This window comes from Pseudofrankia sp. EUN1h (assembly GCF_001854645.1).
GTDB classification, from domain to species: Bacteria; Actinomycetota; Actinomycetes; order Frankiales; family Frankiaceae; genus Pseudofrankia; species Pseudofrankia saprophytica.
Window position 1 is genome coordinate 1 of sequence record NZ_MBLN01000097.1, and the last position, 16304, is coordinate 16304.

Consider the following 16304-nt stretch of genomic DNA (forward strand, 5'->3'; position numbering starts at 1 on the left):
GACGACTCGGAGCCGAGGTCGCCCGTCCGAGTGAGCGTGCCGATCATCCGCAGGTTGGTGTAGCGGACCACCTCGAGGCCGATCCAGGCGTCCGCGAGCCGCTGGCGGACGAGCGGGTCGGCGGTGCGGCCACGGTCGCGCAGCACGTCGACGAGCGAGCGCAGCTCGCGGGCGAACATGTACTGGTATGGCAGCGTGGTGAGCAACCGTTCCGCGCCGACGGTGCCCATCGCGACCTTCCAGCCGCCGTCGACCTCGCCGACCACCAGGTCGGCGGCGGTCCGCGCGCCGGTGAGGAACACCTCGCAGAACTCCCGGCTGCCGACGATGTTGCGGATCGGCCGGATGTCGACGCCGGGCTGGTCGGCGGGGACCAGCAGCATCGAGATACCGCGGTGCTTCGGGGCGTCCGGGTTGGTCCGGCACAGCACGTAGAGCCAGTCGGCGGTGTCGCCGAAGGTCGTCCAGATCTTCTGCCCGTCGATCACCCACTCGTCGCCGTCGCGGACGGCGCGGGTGCGCAGCCCGGCGAGGTCGGAGCCGGCGCCGGGCTCGGAGAAGCCCTGGCCCCAGAACTGTTCGGCCCGGGTGATCGCGGGCAGGAAGCGGGCCTTCTGGGCGGGGGTGCCGTGGCGCAGCAGCGTCGGGCCGAACAGGTCCCGGCCCTGGACGCCGACCCAGTACGGCGCGGCCGCGGCCGCGTGCTCCTGCAGGAAGATGATCTCCTGCTCGACGGTGCCGCCGCGGCCGCCGTACTCCTCGGGCCAGCTGATGTTGAGCAGCCGGGCGTCGGCCAGCTGGCGCTCCCAGGCCAGCCGCAGGTCCCAGTGCTCGTCGTCGGTCGGGCCGCCGACGCCGCGATGGTCGGCGAACTCGCCGACCAGGTGGTCGGCGAGCCAGGCGCGCACCTCGGCCCGGAACTCCGCGTCCGCCGGGCCGTCGTTCATGTCCATGAGGTCTCCTGTCCGTGGCCGCCGGCGCCGCGCGGGTGGGCCGCGCGCGTCACGCGAGCGCGACCCGCCCCGTCGGGGCGACGCCGAGAACGGGCGGCAGCCCGTCGACCAGCTCCTGCGCGCTCACCGCGCCGCCCGCGGTGCCGACGTACTCGCCGGCGACGGCCCAGCCGCGCAGGCGCTGCACCCGGTTGCCGTCGACGCGGAACACCTGGCCGGTGACCCAGGCCGCGGCCTCCGAGGCGAGGTAGACGACGACGCCGGAGGCGTTCTCCGGGGCGCGCGGGTCGAAGCCGCCGTCCGCCGCCTCGGCGCCGAGCGCGATGCCGGCGGTCATCCGGGTCGCGGCCAGCGGGGAGATCGCGTTGGCCGTGACGCCGTAGCGGCGCATCTCCATCGCGGCGATGGTGGTGAGGCTGACGATGCCGGCCTTGGCCGCGCCGTAGTTGGCCTGGCCGACCGTGCCGAACAGGCCGGTGCCGGAGGTGGTGTTGATGATCCGGCCGCTGACCGGCTCGCCCCGCTTGGCGGTGGCCCGCCAGTAGGCGCAGGCGTGCCGGGTGAGCGCGAACGAGCCCTTGAGGTGGACCGCGATGACAGCGTCGAAGTCGGCCTCGGTCGTCGCGAACAGCATCCGGTCGCGGATGATGCCGGCGTTGTTGACGACGACGTCGAGGCGGCCGAACTCCTTGACGGTGCGCTCGACCAGCGCCTCGGTCGCGGCCCAGTCGACGACCGAGCCGTGATCGGCGACAGCTCGCCCGCCGCCCGCGGAGATCTCGGCGGCGACCTCCTGGGCCGGGGACTCAGGTGTCTCCTCGCCGTGCAGGCCGGCCCCGAGGTCGTTGACCACGACCGTCGCGCCGGCCGCCGCCAGTGCCAGGCAGTGCGCCCGGCCGAGGCCGCGCCCGCCGCCGGTCACGATCGCCACCCTGCCGTCGAGCATGCCCACGGGCAACCCTCCCAGATCACGAGTCAATCAGTTAACTTATCTATCTAGACTAAGCATAATGAGGTGCCTGGGCTGAGGCCAGCACGCCCGTGGCCGACTGACGGCGGAGGAGAACCCGTGAACTTCGCGTTCAGCGAGGAGCATGACCAGCTGCGCCAGATGGTCCGTGACCTGCTGGGCGACGCCTCGCCGGAGACCGAGGTCCGCCGCCTGATGGAGACCGAGACCGGATTCGACCCGGCCGTCTGGGCGCAGCTCGGCGAGCTCGGCCTGCTCGGCCTCGCCGTGCCGGAGGAGTTCGGCGGCGCGGGCTACGGCTTCGTCGAGATCGGCATCGTGCTGGAGGAGGCCGGCCGGGCACTGCTGTGCGCGCCTTACCTGTCCAGCGTGGTGCTGGCGACCTCGGCGGTGCTGCTCGCCGACGACGACGCCGCGAAGAAGGACTACCTGCCAGGCCTGGCCTCGGGCTCCCTGCGTGGCACCCTGGCGCTCACCGAGGACTCGGGCCGCTGGGACGAGGGCGGCGTCACGACGTCCGCACGTCCCCGCGACGGCGGCTGGTCGCTGTCCGGGTCCAAGACCTACGTCCTGGACGGCCACACCGCCGACCTCATCGTCGTCGCCGCCCGGACCGGTGCTGGCGTCAGCCTGTTCACCGTGGCCGGCGACGCGCCGGGCCTGCGCCGCCAGGCGCTGCCCACGATGGACATGACCCGCAGGCAGGCGCGGCTCGATTTCGACGAGACGCCGGCGCGGCTGCTCGGCGCCGAGGGCGCCGGCTGGCCGGTGCTGTCACGGGTTCTCGACCTCGCCGCCGTGGGGCTGGCCGCGGAGCAGGTCGGCGGCGCCGCCCGGGTACTGGAGATGGCCGTCGACTACGCGAAGGTCCGCGTTCAGTTCGGCCGCCCGATCGGCTCGTTCCAGGCCATCAAGCACAAGTGCGCCGACATGCTCGTCGATCTCGAGTCTGCCCGGTCGGCGGCCTACTACGGCCTGTGGGCCGCCGGCGAGCTGAACGAGGAGCTTCCCGCCGTCGCCTGCGTCGCAAAGACCTTCTGCTCCGACGCCTACTTCCGCTGCGCGGGTGAGAACATCCAGATCCACGGCGGCATCGGTTTCACCTGGGAGCACCCCGCCCACCTGTACTTCAAACGGGCGAAGAGCTCCCAGTTGCTGTTCGGCGACCCGACCTACCACCGGGAGCTGTTGGCCCAGCGGGTCGGCATCTAGCTGCGGGTACGCCCGTCAGCCTGCGGATCACCCGCCGAGCGCCCACCGGAGGCGAACCGATCTGGTGGACACCCTCGCGGACCCGAGATGCCGGGACGCCGCCCCAGTGGTGGCCCAGCGTGCGGATAGACTTCTACTTGTACATCTCATTTAGAGAAACAGGCCGTCCCACCGGCCGCGCCCGCGGGTGGCCAGGCGATCGGAGGACGGCGTGCCGAATCCCAGCCGAGTCCGGGCTCCCAAGGCCGGCGAGCTCATCGCGGGCCAGCTGCGACAGCAGATCATCCGCGGCACCCTGGAACCTGGCGCGGTGCTGCCGAGCGAGACCGTCCTGTCGACCCAGTTCGGGGTGTCGAAGCCGACGATGCGTGAGGCGTTCCGGATCCTGGAGGCCGAACGGCTCATCGAGGTCCGCAGGGGCGCCAACGGCGGGGCGCGGGTACAGGTGCCGGACACGGCGGCGGCCTCCCGCTATGCCGGGGCGATCCTGCAGCACCGGCGGGCCACGCTCACCGACGTGTACGCGGTCCGCGCGCTGCTGGAGTCCAAGGCGGCCGGCATGCTGGCCGGCGCGCGTCGGGACGCGGCCGTGGCGCGGCTCGAGGAGCTGCTCGGCACGGAGGCGGCGGCGCTGGGCGCCGGCCAGGACGACGAGTTCCTCGCCGCCGACGAGGCGTTCCACCTGGGCGTCGTCGAGCTGACTGGCAGCGACACGCTCAGCCTGCTGGTCCAGATGCTCTACAACATCGTCGAGGCGGCGGTCGCGTCGTCGAGCGAGGTCCACCGGCGCAAGGCCGACTCGGAGGCGCAACGGGCGCGGACGCACCGCAGCCACGTCCGGCTCGTCGAGATCCTCAAGGACGGCGGCGAGCCGGCCGAGGTCGAGGCCTACTGGAACCGCCACCTGACGACGGTGGCCGCGTTCCTGCTGGAGGACCTGCCCGCCGAGACGGCGCTCGACCTGCTGCTGACCTGACCCTCCACGAGCCCGTCGCGGCCTGTGGGAGGTCGCTCCGCGCCGTCAGGGGGCCGCGACCCGGGACGTGACGCCCCACCGCTGCTCGATCTTCTCCGTGTGCTCACCGAGCAGCGGCGGCCGCGGGTAGTCGGGGTCCGGGCAGGAGAGCAGCCGGAACGGCGAACCGACCAGGGTGAGCCGGCCCAGCCGCGGGTGCTCGACCAGGCGCAGCGCGCCTCGGGCCACGAGACCGTGGTCCGCGGCAAGGTCGCTCGCGGCCGCTGACAGGCCCGCCGGCACCGCGGCCGCCGCCATCCGGGCGACGAGCGACGCCGCGTCGTGGCGGCTGGTGTAGGCGGCGACCAGGGCGTCGACCTCGGCCCTGCGCGCCACGCGGGCTCTCGACGTGCGCAGGGCCGGTTCGGCCGCGGCCGGGCCGAGCAGGCCCGCGAGGGCGGCCCATTCGTCGTCGGTGCGGACACCCACCGCCACCCACCTGCGGTCCAGCGTCGGGAAGCAGTCGTAGGGGGCGGCGAAGTCGACCGTGTTGCCGGCGCGCAGCGGGCGGCCGCCCCGGGAGGCCGCCAGTACCAGGTGACCCTGCAGCACGACCAGTGCGTCTCGGGCCGCCGCGTCGACGGTGACCCCACCGCCGCCGTCCCAGGCGTGCAGCAGGCCGGCGAGGATGCCGAGCGCACCGTTGGTGCCCGCGCGCAGGTCGTTGGTGTCGCGAATGTCCGATGGTGGTGCGTCCGGATACCCGGTCATGGCGCCGAGGCCGCCCTCGGCGTTGAACACGGAGGCGTAGCCCGGCCGGTCGGCGTCCAGAGCGTCCGTGCCGAAGCCGGACAGTGACAGGACGACCAGGTCGGGCCGGCGGGCGTGCAGCACCTCGTCGCCCAGGCCGAGCCGGTCGCGCACGCCCGGCCGGTAGTTCTCGACCAGCACGTCGGCCGCCTCGACGAGACGCAGAACGCGCTCCCGGCCAGCGGGCGACTTGAGGTCGGCGAGCACCGAGCTCTTGGCCTGGTTGAGGTCCATGAACCGGATCGACGAGTCGAGATCGGCTCCCGCGTTGGCCATGTCCCGACGGAACAGGTCCGGTGCCGTCGGGGACTCGACCCGTACGACGTCGGCGCCGAGGAACGCCAGCAACTCGGTGGCGTACGGACCGGCGGCGACCCAGGTCAGGTCGACGACCCGCAGCCCGCTCAGCGGCAGCTGCCCGGCCGCCAGCGCCCGCGGGTCCGCCGCCCGCGAGACCGCCGGCGCAGGTGGGGTGGCCTGCGTCTCCGCCCCGGCGAACCGCTTTTCAACGGGCCGGACGAGGAAGGACCGCACGGGCGCCACCCCGCCGCCGGCGACCGGCCCGAGCAGGTGACGGGAGGCGATCGCCGGGTCGGCGGCGAGCTCGGCGGGCTCGAGGAACGGGCCGCCGGGACAGCCGGCTTCCAGCAGGACGCGCCGGACCGCGTCGCGGGTCACCGTCGACGTCCACGACTCCAGCTCCCCGGTGAGCGCTGTGGCGTTGTCGTAGCGGCGGCCACGGTCGGCGAACCGCGGGTCGCCGGCCAGGTCGGGCCGGCCGAGGACCTGGCAGAAGGAACGCCAGTGCCGCTCCTCGACCGGGCGGATCGCGACCCAGCCGTCGAGGCAGCGCAGCGCGCCGGCGTAGTCGTAGCCACGGTAGGTCCGGTCGTAGTCGCGGCCCTCGAACCAGGCCCGGGACAGCGTCGTGCGGTTGAGGCCTCGCTCGACCTGGTCGCCGGCGACCTCGACGACGTCGCCGGTGCCTCGGCGCCGCCGGCCGACGAGGGCGGCGAGAGCGCCGACCGCGGCGGTGAGACCCGCGTCGTGGTCGGCGAGGAAGCGGCCGGCCCGAACCGGCGGACGGTCGGGGAACAGCCGGTAGACGTTCTCGCTCGGCAGCGTCGCGCCCTCGCCGCCGGCGTGGTAGGCGGTCAGCTCGCAGGCCGGACGATCCGCGGTGGCGCCGGTAAGGCCATGGCCGGTGACCGAGACGACCACCAGCGCCGGGTACCGCCGGGTCAGCTCGGCCAGGTCGACGCCGAGCGCGGCGAGCTCGGCCGGGGTGTGGTCGTCGACGAGCACGTCGGCGGCGGCGGCGCCCGCCCGCAGCGACTCCGCGTACTCCTGCGGGGTACGCGCCGTGCGGACGCGCTTGCCGCGGTTGGCGTCGTCGTACAGGCAGCGCGCCGAGGACACCGGGCCGTCGGCGAGGGCCAGCAGCGGGTCGCCGCCCGGCGGTTCGAGCCGCGACACGTCCGCGCCCAGCCAGGACAACACCTGCGCGCACCACGGCGCCGCTACCCAACGGCCGGTGTCGAGCACCCGGACGCGGGCCAGTGGCCGGAACCACCCGTCGAGCGCCGCTGGAGCCGGATTCGCCTCCATCACGATAGCCCCCAACATCGCACAATTAGTTAGCTAAATAATAGCCTTCTCTCGGGCTTGGGGCGCAGGCGTCCAACCGTTCCCGGTCGCGACGGTGACGCGTGCCGAAGGTGGCCGGGCGCGCCAGACGAGTGCCGTCGGTGCCGGGTCGCTACAGGGGCCGTCGCGACGCGGCCGCGCTGGGGTGGCGCGTCGATCCGAACCCGGCGTCGAGGACGTCGAACGCCTCGGTCAGCAGCGTGGTCAGGCTCCGCTCACCGTGTGCCGCGAGCCAGCTGGCGAAGACGGCCTGCGCGGTGGCCAGCATGCTGACCGCCACGACCCGGGACGTCACCCCGCCCTCGGCCTCGCCGGGCAGACGGCTCCCGACGAACGTGGCAAGCTCATCGGCGCAGCGGGTCTCGTAGGCGATGTCACGGGCGGCGGCGCCGGCGCTGCCGGTGAGAACCTGGCCGATCCGCAGCACACGCTCGACCTGGGCCGGGCCCATCTCAGCGGTCCGCAGGAAGGCCGCCCGCAGCGCGCGCACCCCGTCCTCGTCGGCCGGACGCGCCAGGGCGGCGCGGATCAGCCGGTCCAGCAGCCGACGGTGGAAGCCACGGACGACGTCCACCTTCGTCGGGAAGTAGCGGAAGAAGGTCCGCGACGACGTCCCCGCCGCTTCCGCGATCTCCTGGACGGTCACCGCGTCGAAGCCGCGCTCGACGAAGAGCGCCATCGCGGCGTCCTCGATCTGGCTCTCCGCGAAGCGGCGCTGCCGGTCGACGAGCCTGGAGCCGGCCGGATCGTCGACCACCAGTCACCCCCGAGTCCGCCTCGCGAGACCCTGGCCGCGCGCAACGTCCGGCGTGCGCGTCCCGACGCCGATCGGACGCCGCGGCCGCGCGGAAGGTGGGAACCGCCAGGGTCAACGGATGTCCACCGTAGCGGACCGAGCGCGGTGGCCGGCCCACGCCGACCGCCACGGCGATGGCCCGTCAGTCCAGATGAGGCTGGTGCAGGGCGGCGGTGGCGCCGCCGTCCACCGGAAGGGCGACGCCGGTGACGTAGGACGACTCGTCGGAGGCCAGCCAGAGCGCGGCGTCGGCGATGTCTTCCGGCTGGGCCATCCGGCCAAGCGGTATCTGCCGCCCGTAGGCCGCGAGCCGCTCCTCGGTGCCGACCCAGTGCCGGAACGCCGGGGTCTGCACCGACCCCGGCACGATCGCGTTGACCCGAACCCCGTACGCGCCGTACTCGACGGCGGCGGAGCGGACGAGGGCGAGGATCCCCGCCTTCGCCGACCCGTACGGCCCGGTCCCGGGGACGGCGCCCACCCCGGCGGCCGACGACGTGCAGATGATCGAGCCACGGCCGGCCGGAACCATGACCCGCAGCGCCTCCCGGACGCAGACGAACATCGCGGTCAGGTTGAGCTCCAGGTCGGCGCGCCAGCCCTCGTCGGCGACCGACAGCAGCGGCCCCTGCGCCAGGCCATTGCCGGCGTTGCTGTGGAAGACGTCGAGCCGGCCGGAGTCGGCGACCGTCGCGTCGACGAGCGCCGCGACGAACCCGGCCCCGGTGACGTCGCCCGGGTGGGCGTGGGCGCTGCCGCCCTCCTTGGCGACCAGCGCCACGGTCTCCTGCGCGCGGTCGGCCGCCAGGTCGTTGACGACGACGTGCGCGCCCTCGGCCGCGAACCGCAGCGCGGTCGCTCTGCCAATACCGGAACCGGCACCGGTGACGATCGCGACGCGGCCGGTGAGACGTTCCCCCATTGCCTGCCTCCTTCCTCCCTGCGAGCCCGGCTCGGCGGGACCGGCGCCGGCCGGGTCCCGCCGCGGCCCGCTCAGGAACCCGAGTAGTGCTGGAAAAGGTCCGCGTCGCCAAGCGCGGCGGCCGGCCCGGCGTAGACGACCTGGCCGCGGCGCAGGAGATAGGCGGTGGTCGCGAGCCCCAGTGCCTTGGTGACGAACTGGTCGACCACCAGCAGCGCGGCGCCGGCCGCGGGCAGCGTCGCCAGGAACGCGAACACCTCGTCGACGACCTTGGGCGCAAGGCCAAGCGAAGCCTCGTCGACGAGCACCAGCCGTGGGTCGCGCACGTAGGCGCTCACCAGGGCGAGCATCTGCTGCTCGCCACCGCTGAGGGTGCCGGCGGTCTGCCCCAGCCGGCGGCCGAGCACCGGGAACGCCCCGACCGCGCGCTCCACGGCGGCGGCCTCCTGGCCGCGAGGCGCCTGCATCCGCAGGTTCTCGCGGACCGACAGGGAGCGGAAGACGCCCCTGCCTTCGGGCACGTGGCACAGGCCGGCGGCGAACCGACGGTGCGTGGCCAGCGTCGTCACGTCCCGGCCCAGCAGGGTGACCGTGCCGCGGCTCGCCGGCAGGAACCCGCACACCGCGCGCAGCAGCGTGCTCTTGCCCGCGCCGTTCGGGCCGATGAGCGCCGTCACCTCGCCGGCCGGCACGGTCAGCGACACGTCGCGCAGCACGGTGGTCCGGTCGTAACCGCTCGTCAGGCCGCTCACGACCAAGGCCGGTTCGAGCCGCGACGGCTCTGCCGGGTCCTGGCCACCCACGGAGACGACCTCGGGGCTCGCGGTGCTCATGCGTTCTCCCGTTCGGCGACGGCCGACAGGGCCGGCGCACCCTGCGCGACCGCGTCGGATCCGAGGTAGGCGGCCTGCACGAGCGGGCTCGCGGCCACCGCCGCCGGCTCCCCCTCGAACAGCAGCCGACCGAAGTCCAGGACGTAGACGTACTCGCAGATCGTGAGGACGAGGGACATGTCGTGCTCGACGAGGAGGATCCCGCAGCCCCGTTCGGCGACCACCCTGCGCAGGACTTCGTCGAACGCCGCCGTCTCGGCGTGGTCGAGGCCGGAGGAGGGCTCGTCGAGAAGCAGGACGTCGAACGGGCCGGCAAGACCACGGGCGAGCTCGACGAGGCGGCGCTGCCCGGTGGACAGCGCCCCGGCCTGCTGATCGGCCAGATCGGCGATGCCGCACAGGTCGAGCGCGGCGAGGGCGGCGTCCCGGCTCTCGCGGCGCTGGCGCGGAGTCGCCGCCACCTGGGCCCAGACGTGGCCGCCGGCCAGGCTGGCCTCCCGGCCGAGAGCGACGTTGTCGGCGACGGTGAGGGAGTCACCGAGCTGCATCCGCTGGAAGGTGCGGCCGAGGCCGGCGCGGCCGCGGGCAGCCGGGCCGACGCCCGTGATGTCCTGGCCATGCAGGCTGATCCGGCCGGAAGCCCGGCGGTTGAGCCCGCTGCAGGCGTCGAACGTGGTCGTCTTCCCCGCGCCGTTCGGGCCGATCAGGCCGGTGATGCGGCCCAGCGGTGCCGAGAAGGACAGACCGTCGACGGCGACCAGCCCGCCGAACCGGACTCCGAGACCGGTCACCTCGAGCCCGGTCCGCGGCGCGGCGTCCTGGTCGCGGGCAGGGGCGACGGGCTCCCGAACGGTCGCCGCGGCGGCCGCCGGCGCTGGTCCGGCCAGCGCCGGCGCGGGCCGGCCAAACCGGTCGAGCAGGGCCCGTAGCCGTTCCGGCATCGCCGGGTGGCCGCCCTGGACCGCGATCTGGACGGCGAAGAACCCGAAGATGACGTTGAGCCAGCTGGTGGTGTCGGCGCCGGTGACGTAGGCCGGGATCGCCGACGTGATGCCGATGAAGATCGCATACCACGGCTCGCCGAACGGGGCCAGCGCGAGCACCGCCACCAGGACCAGCGAGTAGAAGGCCGTGTAGTTCGTGTCGCCGGAGACCGCGAAGTGCACGGACCCGCCGTACAGGATGCCGCCGATGGCCGCGAAGAACGCGGAGATGCAGAAGACGATGACCCGGGTGGTGTTCGTCGACAAGCCCATGGTCATCACCGCGATCGGGGCCTCCGCCAGGCCGCGCAGCATGCGCCCCAGCCGGGAGGCGTGCAGCGCCACCATGGCGAGCGCCGTGACGACGACGAACGCCAGCACGACGTAGTAGTAGGCCCGGTCCCCCGTCGCCAGCGACGGCCGGGGCATCGAGCGGCCGTTCTGCAGAACGGTGAACATGAACCCACGCGCGTACAGCAGCCGTTCGACGAGGATCCCGAAGCCGAACGTCGCCAGAGCGAGGAACAGGCCGGACAGCCGGATCGCCGGGATCGCGACGATCGCGCCGACGGGCACCGCGACCAGGGCACCAAGAAGCACCGCCACCAGCCAGGGAATCCCGTGACCGACGGCGAACTGGGAGAACGCGACCGCGCCGATCGCCGCGAAGACGGACTGACACAGCGATACCTGGCCGGAGGTGCGCACGAGCAGACCCAGCGCAAGGACGATGACCATCTGGGTCAGCCCGATGGTGTAGAACCCGAGCTTGTCCGCGCCGACGACCAGTGGGACGAGCGCCAGCACCGCGACGACGACGGCCGCGGTGCCGGCCCGGACCGGAGCCGGCGCGTGATACCGCAGCCGCGGTCGTGCCTCGGCGGCCGGACTCCCCGCGAGCCTGTTCTTAGGAGTGACCAGGAGGACGACGAACAGGACGATGAACGGCAGGCTGGCGGGCAGCCCGGACAGCCAGCTCACGTCGAGGATGTACTTCTTCGAAAGGTCGGAGCCGACGCCGAGGAGCAGGCCGCCGACGAACGTGAGCGGGATGTTGGCGAAGCCGCCGATGGCGGCGGCGCCGAACGCCTGGACCACCAGGAACGTCAGGCTGATCGCGTTGAGGCCGATGAAGGGCAGGACGAGGACGCCGGACAGCGCGGCGAACGTGGTGCCGACCGCCCATGAGATCCGCCGGACCCGGACGGGGCTCGTGGCCTGCATCGAGAGCAGGTCCGGGTCGTCGACGACCGCGCGCATCGCGAGGCCCGTCCGCGACCAGCGGAAGACCGCGAACAGCAGGGCCACGGCAATGATCGCCACGAGGGTGACCCACAGCTGCGGGTACTGGACGTTGACCCCGCCCACCCGGAAACTGCGACTGGCCATCGGCAGGAAGTGCCGCACCCGGACCGTGTCGGCGCCTCGCCAGACGGTCGCCAGGCCCTGGACGACGAGGATCAGACCCACCGTCCCGACGATCTTCATGGCGGTGCCCCGCGACGCGAGACCGCGCGCGATCCGCTCCATGCCCAGCCCGAGGACGGGCCCGGCGACGACGACGGACACCACCAGGGCCGGCCAGACGCCGAGGCCGAGGTCCAGGTGCAGCCAGTAGAAGAGGTAGGCGGCGGCGGTCGCCAGGGCGCCGTAGCCGAAGTTGAAGATTCCCGACGTCTTGTACGTCAGGACAAGGCCGGTGCCGGCGAGCCCGTAGACGGAGCCGGTGGCTATACCGCTGATGATGAACGGTAAGAACGCGTTCACGGGAATCACCTCTCGCGAGCGAACGCCCGGAGGGAGGGCCGGCGCGACAGCCCCCGCCCTCCCCCGGACTGCTCGTCGGGATCAGCTGCTGGCGTTGGCGCAGACGGTCTCGACACCGGCGGGTGCGGCCGCCTTGCCGTCCGCGATGCCGATGACGAAGGCGCACGGGTGCGCGCCGAAGCTGACGGGCTTGCCGGCGGTGAAGGTCACCGGGTTGGCGAGAAGCCCGCCAAGGGTCTCGCCGTTGAACGTGTTCAGACCGGCGGTGACGTCCTTGGCGGCCACGGTCGCGCCAGCCGACGCGAGTGCCTTGTGGACGGCCTCAAGACCGCTCCAGGTGTAGGAGCCGGTGCCCTCGGCCCAGTTGTCACCCTTCGCGAACCGCTTCATCGCCGCGACGAAGGCGGTCGCCGCCGGAGCGCTCAACGGCGACGGGAAGGCGTAGGCCGGTCCGAACGCGGTGAAGTCGGGGATGTCGAGCAGGTCCGCGCCGACGGCCTGGGCAGAGGTGCCGAAGGTCGGGTTGTAGCCCTGCTGCTGGCAGTCCTGGACGAACTTGGACGCCGCGGCGGTGGTGAAGTTCAGCTGGGCGTAGTCCACCTTCTCCTGCTGGAGCTTCAGGCATTCCGCGGTGTAGCTCGTGGCGGTGGAGCTGATTGCCAGGGAGGTGAAGCCGATGCCCGCCTTGCCGGCGGCGGCCTCCAGCGGCGCGTTCGCCTGCTGGCAGGCCGCGACCTCGCTGCAGTACAGGTCCGCGAACTTGGTCGCCTTCCCGTACTTCTTGGCGACGAAGACCTGGTCGCTCAGACCGGACAGCACGTCGGTCACGGTCGGGTACATGCCGGCCTTGGTGTACCAGTCGGTCGCGTTGGCGGTGCCGCTGACCAGAGGGATCCCGGCGGCGATGACGGCGTCGTCGAAGGCGCTGACCTCGTTGTCGGACGACACGACGATCGCGACCACCTTGTCGTCGACCAGTCGCCGGGCTGCCGCCTGGGCCTGCGCGGGGTCGCCCTTGTCGTCCTCAACGAAGATCTTCACCGGATGGCCGTTGATGCCCCCCAGCTGCTCGTTGATGTAGCGCTCCCAGGCAGGGYCGACGGTCGCGCCCTGGTTGCTGGAGCTTGCCTGCGCCCCGGTGAGCGAACCGATGACGCCGATGTTGATCGGCGACCCGGTGGGTGCGGGTGCCGTCGTCTCGCTCGTCGGGGCACCCTTTGGATCGTCGGACCCGCCACACGCGGCGAGCAGGGTGGTAGCACCGACGGCGACAACCGCCAGCCGGGCCCAGGCGCCTAATTTCCCGTACCTCACTGTTACCCAGCCTCCTCTGGCCAGCGCGACCCCGCGCCGCTCCCCCGACCCAGCCCGGCGTCTCGACGACCCGTGAGCTGGTGCGAGGGAACGGTAGGGGCCCTGCGATCACCTGGCAAGACATCAGACAGATGATTTATCTTTTTAAACGATGTTGCGATACGGGCGGGCTCCCGACCCCGGAACAGTCAGCCACCACATGGGTCAGCGGCATGCGTGCAGTAAGGCAAGACGCGGCGGCCGCCCCGGCGTAGCGACCGCCGCGCCGGCACATGAGCAGGAGCGGTGATGTGCGCTCCCGCTGGTCTCCCGCGCGGGCGTGTGGGCGCGTGGGCACGGCTCGTACCGCGCCGACACGGCTCACTCAACGGCGGTCAGCGAACGGCCACGCCCTCGTCGGGGTGACCGACGGCAGGCTCGGGCCCGTCAACGTCACGCCCGTCGGTGATGCCGAAGCGCTCCAGGCCGTAGCAGCGGATCGCGTTTCCTCGCGCCAGCAGCCAGGTCTCCTCGTCGGACAGGCCCGCCTCGGCCACCGTCTTCTCCAGGACAGCGAGCGAGTGGGGCCAGGTCGAGTCGCCGTGCGGGTAGTCGACCTCGAACATGATCTGGCGGATGCCGATCACGTCTCGCTGCCGCAGGCCGGCCACGTCGTCGTAGACGCAGCCGTAGAGCCGGTCGGCCAGGTAGCCGCTCGGCGGCCGGGTGATCAGGTTCTCGACGTTGCCGTAGACCGGCCGCTCGTTCCACACCTGGTCGAGGCGTTCTAGCAGGTAGGGCATCCAGCCGACCTGGCCCTCGGACAGAGCGACCCTCAGCGTCGCGAACCGTTCCAGCAGACCGCTGGTCAGCCAGTCGCAGAAGGCATGTGCGGCGCCCTGGTAGGTGAGCGCCAACGACACCGCCCGCGGCGCGTCGGGAGAGGTCACCGGGAACGTCGAGGACGACCCGATGTGCAGGTTCACCACCGTGCCGGTCTCCTCGCAGGCCGCGAAGAGAGGGTCCCAGTGGCCGGTGTGGATACTCGGCAGCCGCAGCCGGGTCGGGTTCTCGGAGAAAGCGATGGCGTAGGAGCCCTTGGCGGCGCACCTGCGGACCTCGGCGGCCGCGAGCTCGGGGTCCCACAGCGGGATCAGGGTCAGCGGGATGAGCCGGCCGTGGCCCGCGCCAGCGCACCACTCGTCGATCATCCAGTCGTTGTAGACCTGGACACAGGCCAGGCCCAGCTCGCGGTCGGCGCACTCGTGGAACGTCTGGCCGCAGAACCGCGGGAACGTCGGGAAGGCCAGGGACGCCTCGGTGTGGTTGGCGTCCATGTCCGCCAGCCGCGCGGACTGCTCGAAGCAGCCCGGGCGGATGTCGTCGTAGAGCATCGGGTCCCAGTGGGCGCCCAGCCAGTTCTGATCCTTTCCCGCGGCGGCGAAGCCAGGCAGGATCGCTGCCTGGTTCCCGTCGAAGTGCCACACGTCGGCCCAGCCGCCGTCGTCGGTCTGCTCCCACGCGCCGCGCGGCCCGGTGCCGAAGCGCCCGCGGACGCGCCGAAGCACGGGCGCGTCCGCGGCGAAGCGGGCCGGAAGCCGGCTGGTCCATAGGTCACCCGGCTCCAGGACGTGGTCGTCCACCGAGACGATCTTTGGAGTCATGCGAGCAGAACCTCCGTCCCCCGCGGCCAACCCGCATCGTCAAGATAGAACAATAAGCTAATTGATTTGACGATACAAGTCCACGATCGCCCGGCGACCGGTGACGCGGGTCAGCGGATCCGACGCGCGCCGTTGCGCGACGAGGTCTCAGCCCGTGTCGAGGTGCTCCGGGTCCGCGAGGAGGCGGGGGCGGCGCCGGCGGTGCCCTGGACTTGGCGGTACAACGCGAACAGGGCGTCCTCGGCTGTCAGCAGGTTCTCGGTGGAGTAGAGCGGTTCGGGTTCGTGACGGCGCCGGGTGCGGGTAGTTGATCCGCGGGTGGCCGAGATCGGGTTCGGTTATGCCGCCTGCCGGTTTCGTGAGCGATGCCGTCGGGCCGACCCGTTGGATCACCGCGTTGGCGTGGGCAGCCGGGGGCGGAGCCGGGCTCAGCCTGTCCGGGGAGTCGTTGGCTCGCGAAGGCGCGCAAGGGCAGTCAGCGCTGCGGATCGGCGGAGGTCGGCTTCGCGGGCTGCTGTCGTCGCCTCGGCGAGTTCCCGCTCCGCGTTCTCGGCGGCGGCGTGCGCTGCGTCCGCGGCGTGTCGGGCCCGTTCCAGTTGGGCGGTCAGTTCGTCGACGTGGTGTCGAGCGTCCGCAAGGTCGTGACGGGCTTCGGTGACGGTGGACTCCCGGTCCGCGGCCAGCTGCCGGGCGGCGGACAGTGTCTGCTCGGCCTCGACCAGCTCATCGCGGGCGGTCCGCAGCTTGCGCTCGTGAGCCTGGTCGGCAGCGGCCGGCCGTACCCTCGGCCCCCGTCCTGTCTCGCGTCGCGTGTCGCTCGCGGTTTTCGGGCTGGGCGTGGGGGTGGCTGCGGTGGGCTGCCCGCGGTCCTGGCGTCGGCGTCCGGACAGGCCGGCCTGCTCCGATGTCGCCGGCGCGGTGGAAACGGCCTCGACGGGCCCCAATCCTGCGTAGCTCAGCGCCCGAGTCAGCCGGCCCGCGCGCACCGCCAAAGCCGCCCCCGGGTCAGCGAGCGCGGCCTCAAGAGTGCCAGCCAACGCGCGACCAGCGTCGTCGGACACCTGCTGACCGGCCGCCACCGCAAGATCGGCGGCGCGGCGCGTCAGCGCCGCCATCAACACATGCCGGCGGACCGACAACCGGCGCAGCTCGTCACCCGAACCCGCCGCCTGAACGTCACGCAACACCACGCCGAGGTCCAGCAGCTCGCCCACCTGTTCGGGCTCGGCACGGACCAACAGGTTCACCAGCCACGCCGCCACCGTCGGCCGAGCAAGCTTCCCCACCGCCACGGCCAACGCCCGGTCCCCAGCAGCCTTCGCCGCCGAGACCCGCTCCCCCCGGGCCGCAACGAACTCCCCCGGCGCCAGGCCGTACAACTCGTCGGCGATCTCGTCGAATTCCATCCCCGCCATGATGCCGTCCCGGGCAGGTGCACGACACAACCTCGCCACCAACGCCTCGGGCGTTCCTCCGCCGAACTCCAGAAGGTCGTCCCA

Annotated in this window: 12 protein-coding genes; 2 read left to right on the forward strand and 10 right to left on the reverse strand. The window is 72.6% G+C overall.

Annotated features, from left to right (window positions below; translation table 11 throughout):
* Both BCD49_RS36460 and BCD49_RS36465 read right to left on the reverse strand, forming a co-directional pair.
* A partial coding sequence (locus BCD49_RS36460; protein ID WP_071042426.1) for an acyl-CoA dehydrogenase family protein occupies window positions 1-953 on the reverse strand: 953 nt, incomplete at its 3' end.
* Window positions 954-1002: 49 nt separating this feature from the next.
* Entirely contained in the window at window positions 1003-1905 is a 903-nt protein-coding gene (locus BCD49_RS36465) for an SDR family NAD(P)-dependent oxidoreductase (RefSeq protein WP_007507370.1), read from the reverse strand.
* A gap of 117 nt (window positions 1906-2022) precedes the next feature.
* Between BCD49_RS36465 and BCD49_RS36470 the strand changes: the two genes are divergently transcribed.
* Together BCD49_RS36470 and BCD49_RS36475 are read left to right on the forward strand one after the other, a co-directional pair.
* A complete protein-coding gene (locus BCD49_RS36470; RefSeq protein WP_007507371.1) occupies window positions 2023-3135 on the forward strand; it encodes an acyl-CoA dehydrogenase family protein in 1113 nt (370 codons plus the stop codon).
* Window positions 3136-3346: 211 nt separating this feature from the next.
* Window positions 3347-4111: a FadR/GntR family transcriptional regulator gene (locus BCD49_RS36475; protein ID WP_007507373.1), complete on the forward strand. Its 765-nt coding sequence runs from the start codon at window positions 3347-3349 to the stop codon at window positions 4109-4111.
* A gap of 45 nt (window positions 4112-4156) precedes the next feature.
* On the opposite strand, the gene BCD49_RS36480 is transcribed toward BCD49_RS36475, so the two are convergent.
* The 8 genes from BCD49_RS36480 to BCD49_RS36520 all read right to left on the reverse strand — a co-directional run bounded on the left by BCD49_RS36480 (window position 4157) and on the right by BCD49_RS36520 (window position 16220).
* Window positions 4157-6508 carry a CaiB/BaiF CoA-transferase family protein gene (locus BCD49_RS36480; protein WP_007507374.1) on the reverse strand — a complete coding sequence of 784 codons (2352 nt, stop codon included), beginning with the start codon at window positions 6506-6508 and terminating at the stop codon, window positions 4157-4159.
* Window positions 6509-6659: 151 nt separating this feature from the next.
* Window positions 6660-7304, reverse strand: a complete 645-nt coding sequence (locus tag BCD49_RS36485) for a TetR family transcriptional regulator (RefSeq protein WP_007507377.1) — start codon at window positions 7302-7304, stop codon at window positions 6660-6662.
* Window positions 7305-7485: 181 nt separating this feature from the next.
* Window positions 7486-8265, reverse strand: coding sequence for an SDR family NAD(P)-dependent oxidoreductase (locus BCD49_RS36490; protein ID WP_007507379.1), 780 nt, complete (start codon window positions 8263-8265; stop codon window positions 7486-7488).
* Window positions 8266-8336: 71 nt separating this feature from the next.
* Entirely contained in the window at window positions 8337-9098 is a 762-nt protein-coding gene (locus tag BCD49_RS36495; RefSeq protein ID WP_007507381.1) for an ABC transporter ATP-binding protein, read from the reverse strand.
* A complete protein-coding gene (locus BCD49_RS36500; protein WP_007507383.1) occupies window positions 9095-11848 on the reverse strand; it encodes a branched-chain amino acid ABC transporter permease/ATP-binding protein in 2754 nt (917 codons plus the stop codon). Before BCD49_RS36500 ends, BCD49_RS36495 begins: the two co-directional genes overlap by 4 nt.
* Window positions 11849-11929: 81 nt before the next feature.
* Window positions 11930-13162 (reverse strand): ABC transporter substrate-binding protein, encoded by a 1233-nt coding sequence (locus BCD49_RS36505; protein ID WP_071042427.1) that lies wholly within the window; start codon window positions 13160-13162, stop codon window positions 11930-11932.
* A gap of 374 nt (window positions 13163-13536) precedes the next feature.
* Window positions 13537-14805 carry an amidohydrolase family protein gene (locus BCD49_RS36510; RefSeq protein ID WP_007507386.1) on the reverse strand — a complete coding sequence of 423 codons (1269 nt, stop codon included), beginning with the start codon at window positions 14803-14805 and terminating at the stop codon, window positions 13537-13539.
* A 428-nt stretch (window positions 14806-15233) separates the two neighbouring features.
* Window positions 15234-16220 carry a hypothetical protein gene (locus tag BCD49_RS36520; RefSeq protein ID WP_007507388.1) on the reverse strand — a complete coding sequence of 329 codons (987 nt, stop codon included), beginning with the start codon at window positions 16218-16220 and terminating at the stop codon, window positions 15234-15236.
* Between the last annotated feature and the right edge of the window lie 84 nt (window positions 16221-16304).

Coding starts and splice junctions, on each gene's coding strand:
- BCD49_RS36495 (WP_007507381.1), bottom strand. CDS start 9,098: ATGAGCACCGCGAGCCCCGAGGTCGTCTCCGTGGGTGGCCAGGACCCG.
- BCD49_RS36520 (WP_007507388.1), bottom strand. CDS start 16,220: ATGGCGGGGATGGAATTCGACGAGATCGCCGACGAGTTGTACGGCCTG.
- BCD49_RS36490 (WP_007507379.1), bottom strand. CDS start 8,265: ATGGGGGAACGTCTCACCGGCCGCGTCGCGATCGTCACCGGTGCCGGT.
- BCD49_RS36510 (WP_007507386.1), bottom strand. CDS start 14,805: ATGACTCCAAAGATCGTCTCGGTGGACGACCACGTCCTGGAGCCGGGT.
- BCD49_RS36480 (WP_007507374.1), bottom strand. CDS start 6,508: ATGGAGGCGAATCCGGCTCCAGCGGCGCTCGACGGGTGGTTCCGGCCA.